Origin of the sequence: Nitrospirillum karajorum (assembly GCF_036348415.1) — a bacterium.
GTDB lineage: Bacteria > Pseudomonadota > Alphaproteobacteria > Azospirillales > Azospirillaceae > Nitrospirillum > Nitrospirillum amazonense_B.
In genome coordinates this window covers 672,542-690,496 of record NZ_JAZBQB010000001.1, presented here as the reverse complement: position 1 = coordinate 690,496, position 17,955 = coordinate 672,542, and the positions used below count along the sequence as shown (strand labels likewise).

General features: G+C 62.0%; 19 protein-coding genes. 14 read left to right on the top strand and 5 right to left on the bottom strand.

The genetic code is table 11. The features are described 5' to 3' along the window. The first annotated feature begins 27 nt into the window (after positions 1-27). The 11 genes from UCD39_RS03090 to UCD39_RS03040 all read left to right on the top strand — a co-directional run bounded on the left by UCD39_RS03090 (position 28) and on the right by UCD39_RS03040 (position 10,831). Complete coding sequence (locus tag UCD39_RS03090; RefSeq protein WP_330494641.1) at positions 28-306, top strand: type II toxin-antitoxin system Phd/YefM family antitoxin; 279 nt, start codon at positions 28-30, stop codon at positions 304-306. 3 nt (positions 307-309) lie between these two features. Then, complete coding sequence (locus tag UCD39_RS03085; protein WP_330494640.1) at positions 310-771, top strand: PIN domain-containing protein; 462 nt, start codon at positions 310-312, stop codon at positions 769-771. Positions 772-2,174: 1,403 nt separating this feature from the next. Continuing rightward, positions 2,175-2,696 (top strand): hypothetical protein, encoded by a 522-nt coding sequence (locus UCD39_RS03080; RefSeq protein ID WP_330494639.1) that lies wholly within the window; start codon positions 2,175-2,177, stop codon positions 2,694-2,696. Beyond that, a complete protein-coding gene (locus UCD39_RS03075; RefSeq protein ID WP_330494638.1) occupies positions 2,693-4,843 on the top strand; it encodes a TnsB C-terminal domain-containing protein in 2,151 nt (716 codons plus the stop codon). Before UCD39_RS03080 ends, UCD39_RS03075 begins: the two co-directional genes overlap by 4 nt. A 1-nt stretch (position 4,844) precedes the next feature. Further along, the gene (locus tag UCD39_RS03070) at positions 4,845-5,828 is read left to right on the top strand and encodes a TniB family NTP-binding protein (RefSeq protein WP_330494637.1); all 984 of its coding nucleotides are present in this window, start codon (positions 4,845-4,847) and stop codon (positions 5,826-5,828) included. Between the two features lie 2 nt (positions 5,829-5,830). Then, on the top strand, positions 5,831-7,243 hold the full coding sequence (locus UCD39_RS03065) for a TniQ family protein (RefSeq protein WP_330494636.1): 1,413 nt from the start codon (positions 5,831-5,833) through the stop codon (positions 7,241-7,243). 11 nt (positions 7,244-7,254) lie between these two features. Beyond that, positions 7,255-7,689, top strand: coding sequence for an IS66-like element accessory protein TnpA (tnpA, locus tag UCD39_RS03060; RefSeq protein WP_330494635.1), 435 nt, complete (start codon positions 7,255-7,257; stop codon positions 7,687-7,689). Next, a complete protein-coding gene (tnpB, locus tag UCD39_RS03055; protein WP_044559820.1) occupies positions 7,686-8,033 on the top strand; it encodes an IS66 family insertion sequence element accessory protein TnpB in 348 nt (115 codons plus the stop codon). Before tnpA ends, tnpB begins: the two co-directional genes overlap by 4 nt. A 96-nt stretch (positions 8,034-8,129) precedes the next feature. Beyond that, a complete protein-coding gene (gene tnpC / locus UCD39_RS03050) occupies positions 8,130-9,725 on the top strand; it encodes an IS66 family transposase (protein WP_330494634.1) in 1,596 nt (531 codons plus the stop codon). Then, positions 9,722-10,297 carry a plasmid pRiA4b ORF-3 family protein gene (locus UCD39_RS03045; RefSeq protein WP_330494633.1) on the top strand — a complete coding sequence of 192 codons (576 nt, stop codon included), beginning with the start codon at positions 9,722-9,724 and terminating at the stop codon, positions 10,295-10,297. The genes tnpC and UCD39_RS03045 overlap by 4 nt, the downstream gene beginning before the upstream one ends. Positions 10,298-10,477: 180 nt before the next feature. Then, positions 10,478-10,831, top strand: coding sequence for a P-loop NTPase family protein (locus tag UCD39_RS03040; RefSeq protein WP_330494632.1), 354 nt, complete (start codon positions 10,478-10,480; stop codon positions 10,829-10,831). A gap of 324 nt (positions 10,832-11,155) precedes the next feature. Here the strand turns inward: UCD39_RS03040 and UCD39_RS03035 are convergent, their stop codons facing one another. The 4 genes from UCD39_RS03035 to UCD39_RS03020 all read right to left on the bottom strand — a co-directional run bounded on the left by UCD39_RS03035 (position 11,156) and on the right by UCD39_RS03020 (position 14,290). Continuing rightward, entirely contained in the window at positions 11,156-12,340 is a 1,185-nt protein-coding gene (locus UCD39_RS03035) for a beta/alpha barrel domain-containing protein (RefSeq protein WP_330494631.1), read from the bottom strand. Between the two features lie 128 nt (positions 12,341-12,468). Continuing rightward, positions 12,469-12,909 (bottom strand): periplasmic heavy metal sensor, encoded by a 441-nt coding sequence (locus UCD39_RS03030; protein ID WP_330494630.1) that lies wholly within the window; start codon positions 12,907-12,909, stop codon positions 12,469-12,471. 59 nt (positions 12,910-12,968) lie between these two features. Continuing rightward, on the bottom strand, positions 12,969-13,520 hold the full coding sequence (locus UCD39_RS03025; protein WP_330494629.1) for a hypothetical protein: 552 nt from the start codon (positions 13,518-13,520) through the stop codon (positions 12,969-12,971). After that, complete coding sequence (locus tag UCD39_RS03020) at positions 13,520-14,290, bottom strand: RNA polymerase sigma factor (protein ID WP_145732296.1); 771 nt, start codon at positions 14,288-14,290, stop codon at positions 13,520-13,522. Before UCD39_RS03020 ends, UCD39_RS03025 begins: the two co-directional genes overlap by 1 nt. Before the next feature lie 353 nt (positions 14,291-14,643). Here UCD39_RS03020 and UCD39_RS03015 point away from each other — a divergent pair, with 353 nt between their 5' ends. Together UCD39_RS03015 and UCD39_RS03010 are read left to right on the top strand one after the other, a co-directional pair. Then, positions 14,644-15,492 (top strand): hypothetical protein, encoded by an 849-nt coding sequence (locus UCD39_RS03015; RefSeq protein WP_145732294.1) that lies wholly within the window; start codon positions 14,644-14,646, stop codon positions 15,490-15,492. Positions 15,493-15,560: 68 nt separating this feature from the next. Next, the gene (locus UCD39_RS03010; protein ID WP_330494628.1) at positions 15,561-16,397 is read left to right on the top strand and encodes an enoyl-CoA hydratase-related protein; all 837 of its coding nucleotides are present in this window, start codon (positions 15,561-15,563) and stop codon (positions 16,395-16,397) included. A gap of 37 nt (positions 16,398-16,434) precedes the next feature. Here UCD39_RS03010 and UCD39_RS03005 read toward each other — a convergent pair whose 3' ends face one another. Further along, positions 16,435-16,674, bottom strand: a complete 240-nt coding sequence (locus UCD39_RS03005; RefSeq protein WP_145732290.1) for a hypothetical protein — start codon at positions 16,672-16,674, stop codon at positions 16,435-16,437. A gap of 381 nt (positions 16,675-17,055) precedes the next feature. Here UCD39_RS03005 and UCD39_RS03000 point away from each other — a divergent pair, with 381 nt between their 5' ends. Continuing rightward, entirely contained in the window at positions 17,056-17,949 is an 894-nt protein-coding gene (locus tag UCD39_RS03000) for a hypothetical protein (RefSeq protein ID WP_330494627.1), read from the top strand. Positions 17,950-17,955 lie beyond the last annotated feature (6 nt).

Below are 17,955 nucleotides of genomic sequence, written 5' to 3'. Positions count from 1 at the left end.
CTGGTGAAGTGCCGAGGCTAAGTCAGTATGGCGAACAAGGACTCCTGGGAACTGGGGCCTCTCGGCGATGGTGTTGCCGAGGTCGTCACGGCATGCCAACACGACGGCCCGCAATCCCTCGCCAGCAGCGGCGCCAACATTGCCGTCGTGATCTCCCAAGCCGACTGGTTGGCCATTCGATCTCTACTGAAAGATCACTTGGCCGCCGGATCGGCAGCCGCATACCCTGGTGGCCGGGCCGGTGACACCCCGTTCACCTGGATCCCCAGAGTAGTCGGCAGGCAGGCCGGGGAGGATGGGAAATGACCGGTGACATACGTTGTCGACACCTGTGTCCTGTCCGATCTTCGGCGCGGCACTAAACACCCGGAACTGCTGAGATGGTGGACTGACACGTCCCCCGACCAGCTCTTGGTCCCTGCCGTGGTGATCTCGGAGATAGAACGCGGGATAACCCGCCTGCGTATCCAGGGCCGAATAGCCGAGGCCAACGACAACGACCTCTGGTTCCGCGCCCTGACGTTGGCGCTGCCGATCATTCCCTACGACGGCCAGATCGCCAGGCTCCATGGGGCACTCTCCATCTCCGTTCCCCATGACGGGACCCCAAGCTTCGAGCGGGACCTCATGATCGCGGCAACGGCCTTGGACACGGGCGCGATAATAGCGACCCGCAACATACGCCACTTTTCCCTCATCGCCGCCAGCACGGGTCTTGAGCTGCTGAACCCCTACGACAGCCCGATTAATATCGAGGCGCAGTCGGGTTAGCCGCCGCCGTCTTCAGGCCCACCAGCGCCGATAAGTCGACATGAACATTGGGGCGCCGCTTCAGGCCGATCGGAACCATCCCCTCCGCGACGTCAGCCAACTGCTCTACTGGCGGGATCAGCACCGGCGCGGGGATCGGGCCCATTCAAGACCCTCAACAATTTCCTCGATCAGCAAGTCGTGCCAAAAGCCGGGCGCCTTCTCGGACATCGCGTCCTCCATGTCTGGTTGGGCCCGCCATCCCTTCAGGGTGGCCATGCCGGTCAGCCTACGCCTATTTGCCCGACGACGGGACTCGATTCGGAAACTATCGGTGGCGGACGAATACTCCCCAGAAGTGGCGCCTGAATTTTCCCCAGTTTCGCTGATCGGTCAGATTTCGGGGAGCATGCCTCCCGAGACCTCGTGGCCGGTAACCCGAACTGCCGTCGCAAGCGCGACGGGAGGCGGGAACTCACCTGCGGACGCTTGGGCGCTGGAATTGAAGGGTTTATCCCGCAAATGGGTAATTCCGGGAAAACGCGGGATAAAGCGAAACCCCACCAGCTGCTCAACTCGCGTCCGAATTCGACAGGATATAGAATGTCCCGACAACCAGTGACTTGGCTGTTCTTAAGATAAAGACTTTACGCCGAGACTATATCGGAAAAGTTCATTTTGCTTCTTGATGGAAATATCCAGAGTAGGTCTAATGATCGGCAGGCTCCTCACATCCGGTGACGCGCTATGATCGACCACTTAATGTTCTGCCAAGTACACGGCCCATATCTGCGGTCCCAATTTGGACTCGCAATGCGCCAGGGGGACTTCATAAGCGGTGATATAGCCTCCGCCAGCATACGGCTGATAGGCACTTATTTCGGGATCTGACCGTTAAAGCGGCCCAACCAAGGCCCCTGAAAATACACAGCCTTGGTTTGAAACAATCTAGCCGAACCACGGATCGTAGATCGCTAATCGCCCATTTCTGATCAGATTAATACATCAGCTTGAGGTCGTGCGCAATTGTTGCTGACGCACATCTGCGTGTATGCAAGTTGTGCCGCTACCCCGGGCCGGAGTACAAAATCATGGCCAGCACGAATGACGCCACGTATTCGACGGAATATTGGCCAATTGTTGCGGCGATTTCAGCAGACATACTCCAAATAATATGACCTGAAGCCGACGTTTTCACGTCAGCTGGTCCTGTTATTGGAATCCACCGAATAAGCGGGGGTATTATGCCTTCGAGCATTTCATTTTCGGGACCTGATCGAGGTCTCGGGCCTGGAGCTATTCAACTTTCACAAGCTGATGGTACTCCGCCTAAAGGCTATCGGGCTCGGCAGAGTGGCATTTTCGCGACCAGGAAAGTTGTCGAAGGACAAGCTCGCTGGTACCGCGACATTGACCGCGACTTCATGTACCTGCTCCAGGCAGACCCCTCCGTCATCGGGTTCCAGTCAAGGCCACACGTCGCTCACTATATCCTCAACGGCAAGCCGACCTCCCACGTCGTCGCATTCATCGTGCAGGCGGAGGCCGCCACCTACGCTGTCGACATCATCGACACGAGGCAGAAGCCGAAGGCTCGATATTGCGACGCCGACCTCCTGACCATGGCATATGGCCGGTGGGGGATTGACTATCGCTGCCTCGATGACCGGTTCGTCCACCTCGAACCCAGGTTCAAAAACGCAGTCGAACTGAACCGATGGAAGACCGCGCCCCTAAACCGGGCCAGCGAGCTTTCCGTCATCGAGGCGATCTCCAACGGTGCTGACACCGTGGGCAAGGTCATCCAGGCCATAGGCGGCACCGAGGTCACAGGCCTGGCCCACGTCTACGGACTGGCTCTCAAAGGCAAGCTGCGGCTCAGCATGGGGCAGCCCTTATCCGCCAATACATCAGTTTGCCTCGTCACGGGGAGGAAGACGCTATGACCAGCATTGCCCTGTTCCGCGACCAGTACCTGCGTATCGAAGGGCGAATGGTTGCTTTTGAGCGCCGTGACGCATGCCGCAACCTGGTGTTCCAGGATGTCGCCAACAGTTCCCCTTTCGTGGTTCGCGAAGACGAGCTGCTGGACCTGATGGCGAAGGGACAAGCGTATCGCGTCGGCGGTGCTGAAGAACGCGCCTTCAAGGAAGGCCGCAAGAGCGACCTGACATCGCTGGCCCAGCTCCAAGTCGATGAAGACCTGAAGGCCCGGACCCTGCGCCGAGTGACCTACGTCCAGGCTTGGGAAAGGAGTGGGCTGAAAACCCGGAAGCGGCAGGAACTCGTCCCTGTCATCGAAGCCACAGCCGCCGTGCTGAACGACCGTCACCCTCCTCAACCGGGCACCCTCCAGAGTTGGATCACCGAATGGGAGAAAAGCGGACGCGATTTCCAGGCCTTGATGGACCGCATTGCCCAGCGCGGGCGCCGCGGCTCACAGCAGAAGCTCGATGCGCAGAACCTGTTTGACGAAACGGTCGAGGGCCTCTTCCTGAATTCAATGCAGTACGACGTGAGCAACGTCTACAGACAGGTCCGCGACGTGTTCACGCGTCGCAATCGGCTGACCGGCGACACGTGGGTGCCGAGCTACTCCACCGTCTACCGGAAAATCAAAACCTACGACCGATACGTGGCCACCGCGAACCGGAAAGGTGTCGCCGTGGCAGACCGGATTTATCGGCCGAAGACCGGACATGTCTCGACTGAGCGCCACCACGAGCGCACTGAACTGGATCTGCTCAAGACCGACTTAATCGTGGTCGACAAGGATGGAAATCCCATCGACCGTCCCGTCGTCATTATCGCTTACGACCATTTCAGCAGGATGCCGGTTGGCCGCTACATCGGCTTCGAGCAATCTGTCGCTGCTGCCATCGAATGCATCCATCACGCGACCTACCCAAAAACGTATGTGAAGGAAAAGTACCCTGACATCAAAGGGGCGTGGCCGTGCTGGGGGTTGTCGGAAAATTACTTCGCGGACCTGGGGAGCCAATTCGTCGCCAATGACTTCTCGGCGATGCTCAAGCTGCTTGGTTGCAACATCACCTTCGCGGCCCGCGAGACGCCCAACGACAAGGCGGCAATCGAACAATTCTTCGGCACCTTCACCCGCAGCCTGGTCCGCTACATTCCGGGTCGGACCTTCGAAGACTTTTATCGGCGGCGGAACGAAGAAGCCGTCGAAATGCAGCCTGTCGTTACGCTGGAGGAGCTGGACTACCTGGTCCATCGCTGGATTATCGAGGTCTATTCCCAACAGTTCCACACCGGAATCAACGACGCGCCTCATCGCCGGTGGCTGGAAAGCGTGGCGCGGCACCACATTATTCCGCTGCCCGAACCGGAGGTGTTGAAAGCGGCGTTCTGTCTGACAACGCATCGGCGGCTGTTCGATTACGGCGTCAGGATCAACAACCTGATCTACAACGGGCCGGAAATCGCGAGCATTCGCACCAGCCCCGCCTTTAACCCCGGCGGCACGGTGATGTGCAAGATCGACCCTAAAGACCTGGGAGCCATCCAGGTCTACGACCCCGGCCGAGAGCGCTTCGTTACCGTCCAACAATCACCCGGTTCGCGGCGGATGTTCGACGCGCGCGGTGTGACGCTCGTGCAGCAGACCCTGGCCCTGAAACTCATCAAGGCCCGACCGGAAAAATATAGCGAGGACAGCGTCGCGGCAGCCCACGCCGACCTACAGCGGTACATCCAAGACAAGCATGTTCCCAAAGACCGAAAGGTTCGACGGCTGAAAGCTGCTTATGGCGTCCCTAAGCACCAGATCCCCAGTCCCATCAATCCGGCGCTAAGCGACCTTTCCATTTCGGACGCATTGGAGCAGCTGCCGGACTCGGTTCTTGCTGGGGAATTCACCATTCCGGACGAGGACGACAACATCGGCCAGGACTTCACCGCTTCCGCACCAACCCCGGAAGTCATGGAACTACTCCCGTCCCCGACCGAACCCGTCGCGTCGGATTTATCAGCCTCGGGGACCAACTCGTCAGCTTCCAGCGCAGCAAGGTTTGCAGAGATGGCTCGCCGTATGGGGGTCACTGGTCGGGGTGGAAATAAGGATGCCTAACATGGATCGTGAAGAGCGACTTGAACGCTTCAGAAACATTGTAAAAATCGCTATCGACCTGCCCCAACAGGCTCAAATCAAGCAGCGGATTCGCAACGCAATAGACATTGGTTGTTGCGGTAAGGAAGCCCAGTCGATGATGTTGCTGGGGCCTACGGGCACCGGCAAGTCTACCCTCCTCAAGGAGATTGTCGACGAGTACCCGGCTGAACAGCGGGGCCGCTATCTCTATCGCCCGGTCCTATATGTTGAGATTCCTCCTCAATCGACGCTGAAGGCCTTGGCTATCGCGATCTTGAAAGCGTTGGGCGACGTTTCCTCGAATCGCAGCATGTCCGAGTATACCCACATTGTTATCCAGACACTGACCCGGGCGGCGCCCAAACTCATCGTCTTTGATGAGATCCAGCACATCGTCAGCCGGGGGAATACGGCCGCCCACGCATATGCCTCGGGCGACCTTATCAAAGCCATCCTGAATGCCCGTGTCTGCCCGGTCGTTCTCGCGGGTCAACCCGAAGGAAAAGAGGTCGTCCGTACAAATCCCCAGTCAGAGCGTCGGAATAGATGGTGTGAAGATCTGAAGCCATTCGATTGGTTAAAACAGGCGGACCGGGATATCTACCAATCTTTTCTCTACATGTATGAAGAACGCATGGGCCTCCCAGCGCCGTCGAACCTGTTCGACGATGACATGGCATTTCGCCTTTGGATCGCTTCTGGCGGCTTAATTGGAAGAACCACCAAATGGCTCCAAATGGCGGCGGAAATGGCGCTGGTTGAACGCAGCTCTCCATTGCCCTGCCTAAGCCAGGAACTCCTCGCTGAAGCCTTCGAAAGGGGACAGGTCGGGGCCGACCGCCGAGAGCCCAATCCGTTCCTGGCCGATAAGCATTCCCTGAAGGTGCTGCCCGCGCCAACCACGGAGAAACTTCGTCTTCCCCGGCCGCGTAAAAGCGATCACGCGCTGAAGGAACTGCTGTAACCATGTTCAAATTGATTTTCCCGCTGGTACCCTACGCTGATGAAGGGTTCCTTGGTTTCGTCGCCAGGTCTGCTGAAGAGAACTTCAGGCCCACCCCTTGGGCCGTGCTGACATATGTAGCTCCGCGCCTCATGGCGGCCCGCGCCTTCATGCTGTCGGATACCGACATGGAGCCCCTTCGCCGCCTCCTGTCGATGACGCCTGCCGAACTGGAACGCATGTCCTACCGCGCAGCCGATACCCGACACGTGCGCCTCCTCGGGCACACGCTGCCGAAGGAACTCGTCTCCCTCATTTGGCGGAAATGCTGCCCGCTGTGCCTGGCTGAAGCCCCTTATCATCGCGCTGTCTGGGACTTCGTGTTCATGGTGGCTTGCCCTCATCACAACGTCATGCTGGTCGACCGGTGTGCCGAGTGCAGGGGACCACTTAACTGGCTGACCAGCAAGTTGACCCACTGCGTGCATTGCGGTGCCGACTACCGCCTCATCGACCCCGAGCCTGCCCCTGACGACATTGAAGGCTTAAGGGCTGTTGTCTCACTCCTCGAAGGTAAGCCCCCGCCGGAAGGGCTGGCAGGCATGGACGTCGGCTGCCTGCTGAAGACCATCTACATGCTGGGCCAATGCGTCCACGACACCTTGTTGAATGTCGCGGCGGTCAAAATCGGTCGGCATCATCCCGAACGAGTCCTTGCCTACCTGAACATCGGCTGGCAGGCCTGCGCGGACTGGCCCCATTCCTTCTACCGCCATATCGATTGGCTTCGGCAGGGGGCGGCTGATCGTCAGGACCAGCATGAGCGGATGTACCGCGACATCGGCGTTACCGCCAAATGGATCCTGAAACAGGATAAGGACCCGGCGTTTGGGCCCATTACCAGCACCTTCAGCCGGTATATCGCCGGTGATGTCAGGCTGGTAACCAAAGCCAGGGCCGTCGTCCGCGCGCGCCGTGCCAATCCATCGCGGTCCTTCTTTCTTCCCCAGGAGGCTATTCGCCTCCTAGGGACCTCAATGCCTCGGCTGATGCGTCTGGCCGAGGAACGCGACATGTTCTTGGTTAGGGGAAGGGCAAAGGCTACGGCTCCCGGCTCGACCCCCAGAAGCTCCTGGACCTCAAAGCTGAGGTCGAGAAATTCATCGACGGAAAGACAGCCCGGAAGATGTTGGCAGTCAATGACCGGATTCTTGGGCAAATGGAGGATGCCGGTCTTCTCACCGTGGCGTCCGAACCGGTCGCCACCACATTCTTTAAGCACCCGCTTCTCAAGGCGGAAGTTCAGGATCTCCTGGACGCCATCAACCGCTTGGAACTTACGGAGCTGCCGTCGCCGCTGGGCAAATACAGTAAGCGTCAGCGCAGCCCCGCCTTCCCAGGGCGTTATTGATGGGCATGCTTGCCGCTCGGCTTGAGTGGTGGACGCATGGATGACGTGACGGTGATCGGCAAGGAGGCGCTTCGAAGTGCTCATACGAGCGCTTCGGAGTTGCACGGCGAGGTTTTGAGCGGGCCGGAGCGGCGGCGGCGCTGGAGTACCGAGGAGAAGCTGCGGGTTCTGGCGCAGAGTGTGGCGCCGGGGTCGTCGCCGAGCCTGACGTGCCGGATGCACGGTATCAGCACCGGTCAGCTGTCGACGTGGCGCAAGCAGTTCCGGTCGGGTGAGCTGACGGGGTTCGTGCCGGTCTCGGTCGTTGCCGATGCGGCGTTGCCTGAACCAGCTGTCGCTCCTCAAGCGGCGGAGCGGGCCCCCGTTGCCATCGGCGTGATCGAGGTGGAGCTGCCGACCGGCGTGCGGCTGCGGATCACCGGCGATGTCGGCGAAGCGGCGTTGCGCCGGGTTTTGGCGGCGTTGTCGTGATCGGCATTCCGGGCAATGTGCGCATCTACCTGGCGTGCGGCGCGACCGATATGCGCCGTGGGTTCGACAGCCTGGCCGCCCAGGTGCAGACGATGCTGAGGCTTGATCCCCACGACGGCGCGCTTTACGCCTTCCGGGGGCGGCGGGGCGACCTGATCAAGATTTTATGGTGGGACGGCCAGGGCCTTTGCCTGTTCTCCAAGCGGCTGGAGCGCGGCCGGTTCGTCTGGCCGCAGGCCCGGGAGGGCTCGGTCGTGCTCACCTCCGCCCAGGTTTCCATGCTGCTGGAAGGGATCGATTGGCGGACGCCGGTGCGCACCTGGCAGCCGGACGCGGCCTGCTGAGCACGCTCGGTTCCATGCGGCCCCCGGCGCGTCATAGTGACTCGGATGCTGTCCACCACCCTGCCGGTGGTGGTGTTTTCGGGTAGAATCCGCCCCATGACCGACGTTGCCGCAGAGATCGCCGAGCTTCGTGCCCGGCTCGCCGAACGCGAGGCCGAACTGGCCGCGGCGCGGGCGGAACTGACCGGCGCACGTCTCCTGATCGAGCAGTATAAGGCGCAACTGGCCAAGCTTCGCCGGATGCAGTTCGGCCGCTCGTCGGAGAAGCTCGACCGGCAGATCGCCCAACTGGAACTGATGCTGGAAGACCTGGAGGAAGGCGAGGCCGCCCGGACGGCGCCGTCGCTGGATGGCGGGAACGCGGCCCCGGAACGGCGCCAGCGGGACCAGCGTCATCCGGTGCGCCGTCCTCTGCCGGAGCATTTGCCACGCGAAGAGGTCGTCCATTCCCCAGGCGACGTCTGCCCCGGCTGCGGCGGCACGCATTTCTCCCGGTTGGGTGAGGACGTGACCGAGGTACTGGAGAAGATCCCGGCCCGGCTCAAGGTGATCCGCCACATCCGGCCGAAGCTGTCTTGCCGGGCGTGCGAGGCCGTCCTCCAGGCGCCGGCCCCGGACCTGCCGGTGGAGAAGGGCCGCCCCGGGGCCGGCCTGCTGGCCAATGTCGTGGTGTCGAAGTACCTGGACGGGCTGCCGCTCTACCGGCAGTCGGCGATCCTGGCGCGTGAGGGCATCGCGATCGAGCGCGCGACCTTGGCCGATTGGGTCGGCCATGCCGCCTGGTGGGTAGCCCCCCTGGCCGGTCTGATCGGCGCCCATGTGATGGCGGCGCCAATCATCCACACCGACGACACGCCGGTCAAGGTGCTGGCCCCCGGCAACGGCCAGACCAGGCTCGGTCGGCTCTGGACCTATCTGGTCGATGAGCGGCCCTGGTGCGGTGACCGTGCGCCGGCGGCGTTCTATCGCTTCAGCCCGGACCGCAAGGGCGAGCGCCCGCGTGAGCATCTCTCCGGGTTCAGCGGGGTGATCCAGGCCGACGCCTACACGGGCTATGAGGCCCTGACCCGGCCATCGGGCCTGGTCCCGCCCGGTATCGTTCCACCAGGTATCGTCCATGCGGCCTGTTGGGCGCATGCGCGGCGGCACCTCTACGACCAGTACGAGAAGACCAGGTCACCCATCGCCGAAGAGGCCTTGCGCCGGATTGGGCGGCTCTACGAGGTCGAGGCCACGATCACCGGCCTGTCGGCCGACCAGCGCCGGGACGCGCGACGGCAACTCGCCGTTCCCATCCTCGACGACCTCAAACCATGGCTGGAGGCGCAGCAGCGGCGCCTGTCGGCCAAGAACACGCTGGGCAAGGCGATCGGGTATGCGCTGAACCGCTGGAACGCGCTCACCCTCTATGTCGCCGACGGCCGCATCGCCATCGACAACAATCCCGCCGAGCGCTCCCTGCGTGGCATCGCCCTTACCAGGAAGAACTTCCTGTTCCTGGGCTCCGAGGCGGGCGGCGACCGGGCGGCACTCCTCTACTCCGTCCTGGAGACGGCGAAGCTGAACGGGCTCGACCCCGAGGCCTATCTGGCGGATGTCCTGGACCGCATGGCCAAGGGCCATCCGATCAACCGGCTGGCCGAACTTCTGCCCTGGAACTGGACACGCCGGGCTGACAAACTCGCGGCATGACCGCCGACGCCCCCCTCCCGCCAGAGCTCATCGCGACAGTCCGCATCGATCTGCTCGACACCGACCCGCCGATCTGGCGCGAGGTCGAGGTGCCGATCACGATGACGCTGAAGCAAGTTCATGGCGTCATCCAGGCCGCCATGGAATGGCAGGATGCCCATCTCTGGTCATTCGCCAGCGACAGCGAGGAGATATCCCAAAGCCGGGCCGCCAAGCTGCCGCTTCAAGACCTGCTGCGGCCTCGCAAGACCAAGCTCCTCTACACCTACGACTTCGGTGACTGCTGGGAACATCAACTGACTGTGACCCGGCCCCGTCCGCCCGAAATGGGTGTCGCCTATCCCCGCTACGTCGCCGGGGAAGGTGCCGCGCCGCCGGAGGATTGCGGCGGCATTCCTGGCTTCTATGCTCAACTCGACATCCTCGCTGACCCGAACCATCCCGATCACGATGAGGTCAAGGAGTGGCTCGGTGACTACGATCCTGGCGCCTTCGATGAGCAACCGGTCAGGCAAAGACTCGCCCGCATCGCCGCTCGCCGGTCAGCACCGAAAAAGGCAAAGACGCGGTGATCCGCTGACGCTTACCAAATACATGATCACGACGGCCAACCTCATCAGGCGCATGCCGGTGAGTTATGACGACCGAAACGCCGCGACGGTGTATCGCGCTGTGATCGAGGGCGCATTGCTTCCGGCCGGGAGATTGGCGGGATCTGGGGATTCGCCAATCTGGTCTTCACCATCGATGCGGTGAAGAAGTTGGCGGTGAAGCTTCGCCAGGACGTTCTGGCCGTTTCCGACATTGCGGCCAAGCTGAACGTTCAGACCAAGTCGGTTCGACTTTGGGTGCAAAACGACATCCTGAAATCCAGGGACAAGGTCGGACGCGTCACCCGCCGTGCCAAGGTCTTGAACAAGGATTTCCGCGACTTTTCTGGAAGGTACATGCTCGCCAGAGACGTTGCGGCCCAGCGCGGTTTAGATGTCAAATCAGTCAACTCGACGCTTCTGTACAGCGGAGCACGACCGGTTTCCGGTCCCTCCGTCGATGGCGGCGAGATGTATCTTTATGAGCGCAGTGATATCGACCGGATCATCGGATAGATAAATCGGCGCGAGGTGCGCGACATATCTCTCCGAATCAAGTCCCTCGGCCACTCCAATAAGGGGCCGGGCCAACGACACAGCCGACACGAATCCGGCGTTCTATGACAAAGACCGGCCTGAATCCGGCATTCCATGAAAAGGAATCCGGAATTCTATGAAAAGCCCCCCAGATTTCCTGAGGCTCTCAGACGCCCAAGATCCGGATTTCCATGAAAAGGGATGAAAGATGAAAGGCGTCCAGTAAGGCCCTTTTTATCTGGAATGCCCCCGGGTGGTTCTCTTCGAGCAATCGGGGAGGCCGCCCGGGGGCATTTTTGGCTTTTATCGCTTCAGCAGGAATTCACGCCCCATCTTGACGCGGGCCACGCCGTCATAGGCGACGATGTCGGCGGTGGCATAGGTCTCCCCCCAATGCTCTGGCAGGAAGCTGCCGGTTCCCACCACATCGATCGGGGCTTGAGCATCCGCCATAACCCGGCATTTGGCCGGGCTGAAACCACTGGAGGCCACGATTTTCACGGTGTGGAAGCCGGCTTCGTCCAAATGCTCCCGGACCCAATGCAGGCCCGCGGCGGATACGCCAGCACCGATCAGGTAGCGCAGCTCCGTTTCATCGCGATAACCGCGGATGCTGTCCGGGGCGCGGCGTTCAAGCACGGCATAGCTTTGTGGCGGGTCCAATCCTTCGATGAAGCGTCCGCCGGGCGTATCCAGCCGAACCGATAGTTTGCCGGCGGCCGCCAACTCCGGGAAGCGCCGACACACCGCCAGCGTGTCACTGACTTCCCGCCCGAAATAGTCCACCAGCACGGTCATGGCTTCGTTCGGGAAGGTTTCGTTGTACAGTTCAGCCGCTTTGACCGTCGAGCCCGCATAACCAATCAGGGCATGCGGCATGGTGCCGAACCCATGGGACTGGCCAAAATAGTGAGCGGTGGCGTCGGTGGCGTTGCCGATGAAACCAATGGCGCCGGCCTTGCGCCGGGCGCGCTCGGAACCGACGCTGGCGGCGTAAGCCATCAGGTCCGCCATCTCGGTACCGGCACAATGGCGGGCATCCATGGCGAGGAAGGCGGATTTGGGCAGGCCCGCACTCATTACGAACGCGTTATGAGCGGCGACGCAGGCTGGACCCAGTTTCATTAGGAACAGGGTTTCCAGTTCCGCGAGCTGCGAGAACGGGCCGGTGATCCACATCATGGGCTCACCGGCGCCGACCCATTGGCCTTCGTGATAGCGAACCTCGATTTCCGGGGTGAAGCCCCGGGCGGCGGCCACCGACCTCAGCCAGTCCAAGGCCAAGCGGGGAGCGAACACTACGGGGCGGCGCATGAAAACGGCATAGGTCACAGGGACGTCGCCGTGGCGCTCCACGATGGTGCGGGTGCGCTTGAAATAGACGTCGGTCCATTGCCCAACGACGCCGGCGGGTGGCCATGGCGTGCCTATTTCCTGTGCCCTCGGGGTATCTACGGGGCCGGCCTGCAAGCGGGCCGTTTCATCCATTTTGTCCGCAGCCACGTGGCTATCCTTCCGTTGTCCTCAGGACATGCGGGTGGATCATAGACGATGGTCGGTGGGCAAGGGCAAGCGGTGTCGTGAAGCGACGCGCCGAATGGCCTTACCAATCCATCTCATTGGGGCTTTTCAGGGGGCGTTGCCGGCGGCGTTTGGCCATAGGCGCGGGCGTAAGCGCCCAGGGCTGTTTCATGCACGCCTTGCTGGATCTCCCCGATCAGGGACCGGACGCGGGCGAAGGCGGCGCTCGCGGCCGCCGGGTCGAAGGGCTGTGCCTTCAATCGCTGCACGGCTTCATGCCGCGCATCCCGCAATTGCTGAAGCTGGATCTGTGCCAAATCCTGGCGGGCGGCGATGGCATCTTTGAGAAAAGGCAGCACCTGCTCCGGGGCGTTCTTCACGAACATGTCATAGGGACCGGGCCGCGGATTGGCGTTGGGGTCGGGTCGGTTGACATTGACCCGAGCAACGACGTTGCTGCCGTCCAGGCGTTGACCCAGGACCATGCCCGCGACAAGGAGATTGATCGAAACGGAAATGATCAGCAGGACGATCATTACCTTGGAAAGCGAGCCTCCCGAGGAAGCGCCCAAGTCCGAATGCGCACGCCCCTCGGTCACTGCCCAATCTCCGTGTCGATTTCGGTCATAGCCTTCATATATTCCGTGGTGGCGGAGGTGTGGGTGTCGGCGGATGACAGGGCAATCGGCGAAACGCCGTGAACCCCCAGCACAATGCCCACGGCCGCAGCAGCCAGTCCGGAAGCCAGGGCAGCGGAAACGCCACCACCCCAAAGGCCGACCCCCGCCCCTCGGCCGCCACCTCCGGCGAAGATGGGCATGCGACCCGACCGCCAGCGGGGGCCCCCTGTCATAAGCCGTTGGTCAGCCGGGCGCTGTTTTGAAGAGCGCGCTTCGACCGATCCAGCGGGGGATGCAGAGGGAATGGCGAGAATGGAGCGGCGTAATTCCGCGCTGGCTTGATCCAGCGGCATGGCGGTGAGCGCCTGTTCCATCAAGCGCGCCTGGGCCATGACAGCCTGCGCCGCCGAGGACCGGCTCAGAAGTGCCACGGCCCGGGGCCGGTCGGCGGCGGGCCACAGGTCGGGGTCCGGCCCATGCAGGTCGACCAGTTCCTCAAATTCCGCGATCATCATCATGTCGTCCATTATCGCGGTCCTCCCGTCCGTGAGCGCCGACCATCCTGGGCATCAGAGGGGGCGAGGGGCGCCAATGTCGCCCTTAAGGCGCGGCGGGCCCGTACCAACAGGGTTTCCAGCGCGCCCACGCTCACCTCCATGGCGGCAGCGGCTTCGGCATTGCTCAGTCCTGCATCATAGCACAGGGAAATGGCTGCCCGCTGCCGCTCCGGCAGATCATCGACCGCGCGTGCCACGAGCCGCCCCAGTTCCGACCGCTCCACCAGGGCGACGGCGTCCAGCGATGGATCAACCGGCTCCGGCACGCTCTCCAATGCGTCATGGGCGGGCCGGCGCTTCCGGTCGAGGCAAAGGTTCATAGTGATTCGGTAAAACCAGGTCGAGAATCGGGCCTCCGCCGGTCGGAAACGTTCGGCATGTTGCCAGAGGCGCAGGAAAGCTTCCTGCGCCACGTCTTCCGCCTCCGCTGCGCCGCCGAGGACGCGACGGGCCAGTGTGACGGTTCGGTCCAAATGCCGATCTGTCAGCACGCGAAAGGCTTGCGCGTCGCCTTCGGCAACCCGTCCCACCAGGTACTCATCACTGCTGGTGGCCAACCCATGACCATCGCTTCGCTGCACAGGCTTGCCTTTGCCGCCACTGGTGACAGGCAGCCCTGCCAGCCGCCCCACCCGCTTAGTTAGACCAATCGCGGCCGGTACGCCAGAGAGGTCATAACCACCCGCGCCGGCAGAGGAGGCGATTGCGGCAGCTGAATGTGAGTTGGCATACGAAGGCATGGGCAGATGTATCCCTTGCGGTCTTTGGCATGGCCAAGTCGTGTCCATCAGCGTCGACGCCAAGAACACCGGAAGGCCAAGCCACCGGAAGGCCGCCGCCAGTGGTGGCCTGAACTTGGGATTGATACGTCTCATATCGCCGTAACCCTGCGCCGCCTAAGGCGGGACTCAAAGGCGCGGGCGGTTGCCACCGACAATTTTGCTGTTACCCGCATAAGTGGTGCGCGCAATTAGTTAATCAATGTGACCAAATATGATATCGTGCTTTCTAGGGCGATTTGCCGGCTGGGGCGCTGCGGCAAGGTGGTGAGCAGCGGGCATAACGTGACTGTGGCTGCGGGCGGACTGTTTTCATGAGCTTGGCGGAGCGGGAACGGAAGACCAAGGGTGTTGTCTTCGGACGCAGCCTCAACCACCGGCCGGAGCCGGTGGCGGGGGAAAGCGTTTCCTCGCCCTTGCGTCTGACGGATGTGGAATATTTCACCCTGCCGCAGAAGTCCTGGCGCGATCAGCTGCGGCTATTCCTGCAAGCCAGCGGGCTCTCGACCATTCCGATGATGACCCGCCTGCGCTGGCAGGCCCATGACATCATCGAATCGCTGCAGGCGTCCCTTCTGGGCAAGGGGCGGGCAAAGCGGGCCGCTATCTCCCACCCCGTGCAGCTTCTGCCGGCGATGGAGTTCCTGATGGGATTGCCGCCGGATCTGGATGTGGAACGCCGCATGATCCAGACTTTGGTCGGCCGGGCGCTCATAGATTATCGCAAACGGATCAGCGAGGAGCGGGAGAAGCCTTTCCTGTTCGCGCGCGAAGCATCGAACTATTTTTATGCTGGTTTTAAGGAACAGCAGCTGATTTCAAAAGTGTCTTCGCCAAGTGAGCAATTTTATATCGTTCAACGCATTTATAATAACTACTATTATTTTAGGCTTTTTTATATCTGCTCGATCATGTCGCGAGAACCGGCGGAGGGGGCCAACAAGCTCTTCTCCAAATTCATGCGCTCATCCTTCTTCCTGTCGACGGTGCAGGATGATGGCACCCTGGCGGCGAAGCCGTCCTATCGCTCCCTTCCCCCCAAAGACCACGTCGTCTACTTGGCCAAACGCGATCACGCGCTGCAGGCGCGGCTGCGGGAGGACCAGGGCTTGCGTACCGAGCTGCAGTCCGTCCTGCGGTATTTCCGTCCCCTGCGGGGCTAAGCCGTTGCCTGCGCCAGCGGGTTCCGGCCACTATGCCGCCCGTGTCCGGTCGTGGGGGTAAGTGACAGATGCATGAACGGGTTGCCGGCTTCGACCTGGCGGTGAACGGGGGAGTGGCCACCCTGACGGTCAACCGGCCGGGCAAGCACAACGCGCTGACGCTGGACATGTGGCTGGCCTTGCCCGAGCTTATGGCCACGGTCGGTACCGACCCGGAGGTGCGGGTGGTGGTCGTTACCGGCGCTGGGAGTGAGGCATTTTCCGCAGGCGCGGACATCGCCGAGTTCGCTCAGGTTTTCAGCACGCCGGAAGGGACGGCCCGTTTCAATGCGGCGGTACGGTCGGGGAACCGGGCGGTCGAGCGCTGCCCCAAGCCGACCATCGCCATGATCCATGGCTTGTGTGTCGGCGGTGGGTGTGGATTGGCGTTGCATTGCGACCTGCGTTTCGCCGGATCCGGCTCGCGCTTCGGCATTACCCCGGCCAAGCTGGGCTTCGTTTACCCGTTCGAGGACACGCGGCGGCTGGTGGACCACATCGGGCCGGCGCGGGCGAAGGACCTTTTGTTCAGCGGGCGGTTGATCGGCGCGGCGGAGGCCCTGGCCATCGGCCTGGTGGACTGGGTGGTGGGGGATACGGAACTGGGGGCCGCCGTGAAGGATTACGCCGCCACCCTATGCGGCCTATCGCAATTCTCCATCCAAGCGGCCAAGTGCATCGTGCAGTCCATCCAGGACGGGGCCCAGGACGGGCCCCAAGACGGAGCGGCGGGCGGCCCCGGCGGTGGTGCCGAAACCTTCCTGGCCCATGCGGCCCGCAATGCCGACTTCGTCGAGGGGCGCGATGCGTTCCTGGCCAAGCGCCGCCCCAACTTCACCTGGCAAGGGTGGGACGAAGAACCCTGAGGGCGCGGCGGCGCCTGAGGTCAAAGGCGGGTGGGTATCAGCGCACCAGGAAGCAGGTGCGCCCCTGGCAGCGAACATAGACCGCCAGATCCTTCCCATTCTGACACGTGATCTTATACACGATGTCGGGGTTGTTACCGACCAGGCGCTGCACCGCCTCCACCTTGTTGGGCTTGCAACTGGCTTCCAGCGCCACCGACTTGGCTTCAGCTTCTGACTCGGCGGCGGTTGCGCCGCTGGTCACACCCATGAACGCACCAGCCAGCAGGCCGATCATCCAGGGTATCCGACGCGGCGTAAGCTGGGACGGGAAGCGCATCTGACATCCATCTCGGAAAGATATCCCGGATGGTATCACTCTTGTCTGGCGAAGGTCACGACGGAGAGCGTGCCCGCGTGGCACGGGCTCGAGCCCTATCTCGGAAGGGACTACCGAATTACTGCGTCGGTTCATGAGCCGGTGGAGAAATCTGTTCCTTTATTATCAAATGTTACGGGATATACCCATATTGCGTAAGGTGAAAATCATCTGAAATACATACGCCTACGGAGGAAGCCCATATTGACGGAAAAGCGATGCTTATGAGGAACATGGGACATCAGCATCGTGCGGCGGTTACGCCGGCGGCACCTTTATTTCCGAGAGGGCGTTATGGGCATGCAGACCACCCGTGGCTCAGGCCTGACATTGGACGAATACCGGCAGATGGAGGAGTCGCTGCTGGCCACGGCCAAGGGGCGCGACTTTTTCTACGAGGTCCAGCGCCGCGCCCGCTCGGTGGAAACTGATGAGCTTCGGCGTACCATCACCAGCATCCAACGCCTGATCGCCGCGTCCCGCAATGCCGCGGCCCCAACCACCACCGCGCTGGGCAACCCGGAAATCGCCTTCCTGAAGGCGGAGGTCGAGGCGATGGCCAACACCATCCGCCTGGTGAAACGCGAGATCGCCGCCATCAAGCCCAGCGATCCCAAAGCCGACCGCATCAGCGCCGCTACGTCCGAACTGGACGCCATCGTCACCGCGACGGAGGAGGCGACGAACCGCATCCTGACCACCGTGGAGCGTATGACCAACGCCTTGCGGCGCCTGCGCCCTGGGCGTGCGGTTGACGGTCAACTCCTGACGGCGCTGGAAAACGCCTGCATGGATGTGATGATGGCCTGTTCCTTCCAGGACATCTGCGGCCAGCGCACCGCCAAGGTGGTGAATACCCTGAGTTATATCGAGGAGCGTGTGGGTGTGATCACCGGCCTTTGGCGCACCCTGCCGCAGGCCTCGACCACCCCGGCCATGCCGCCAGCCGATGCGCCGCGCGACGTCTTGCTGCCCTATAAGCACGATGACGCCCGGCCGGATGCCCATCTTCTGCATGGTCCCGCGTTGCAGGCCCCCTCACAGACGGCCATTGACGCTCTGTTCGGCGCGGTAGCCCCCGCCCCGTCGGCAGCGGTGGTAAAGGATGTCGTCATCCCAAGCACCACCGGGCTATCGTCCGACGCGCTGCGGACCCAGCAGGAAATCGACGCCCTGTTCGAAGGGGCGCACTGACAGCCG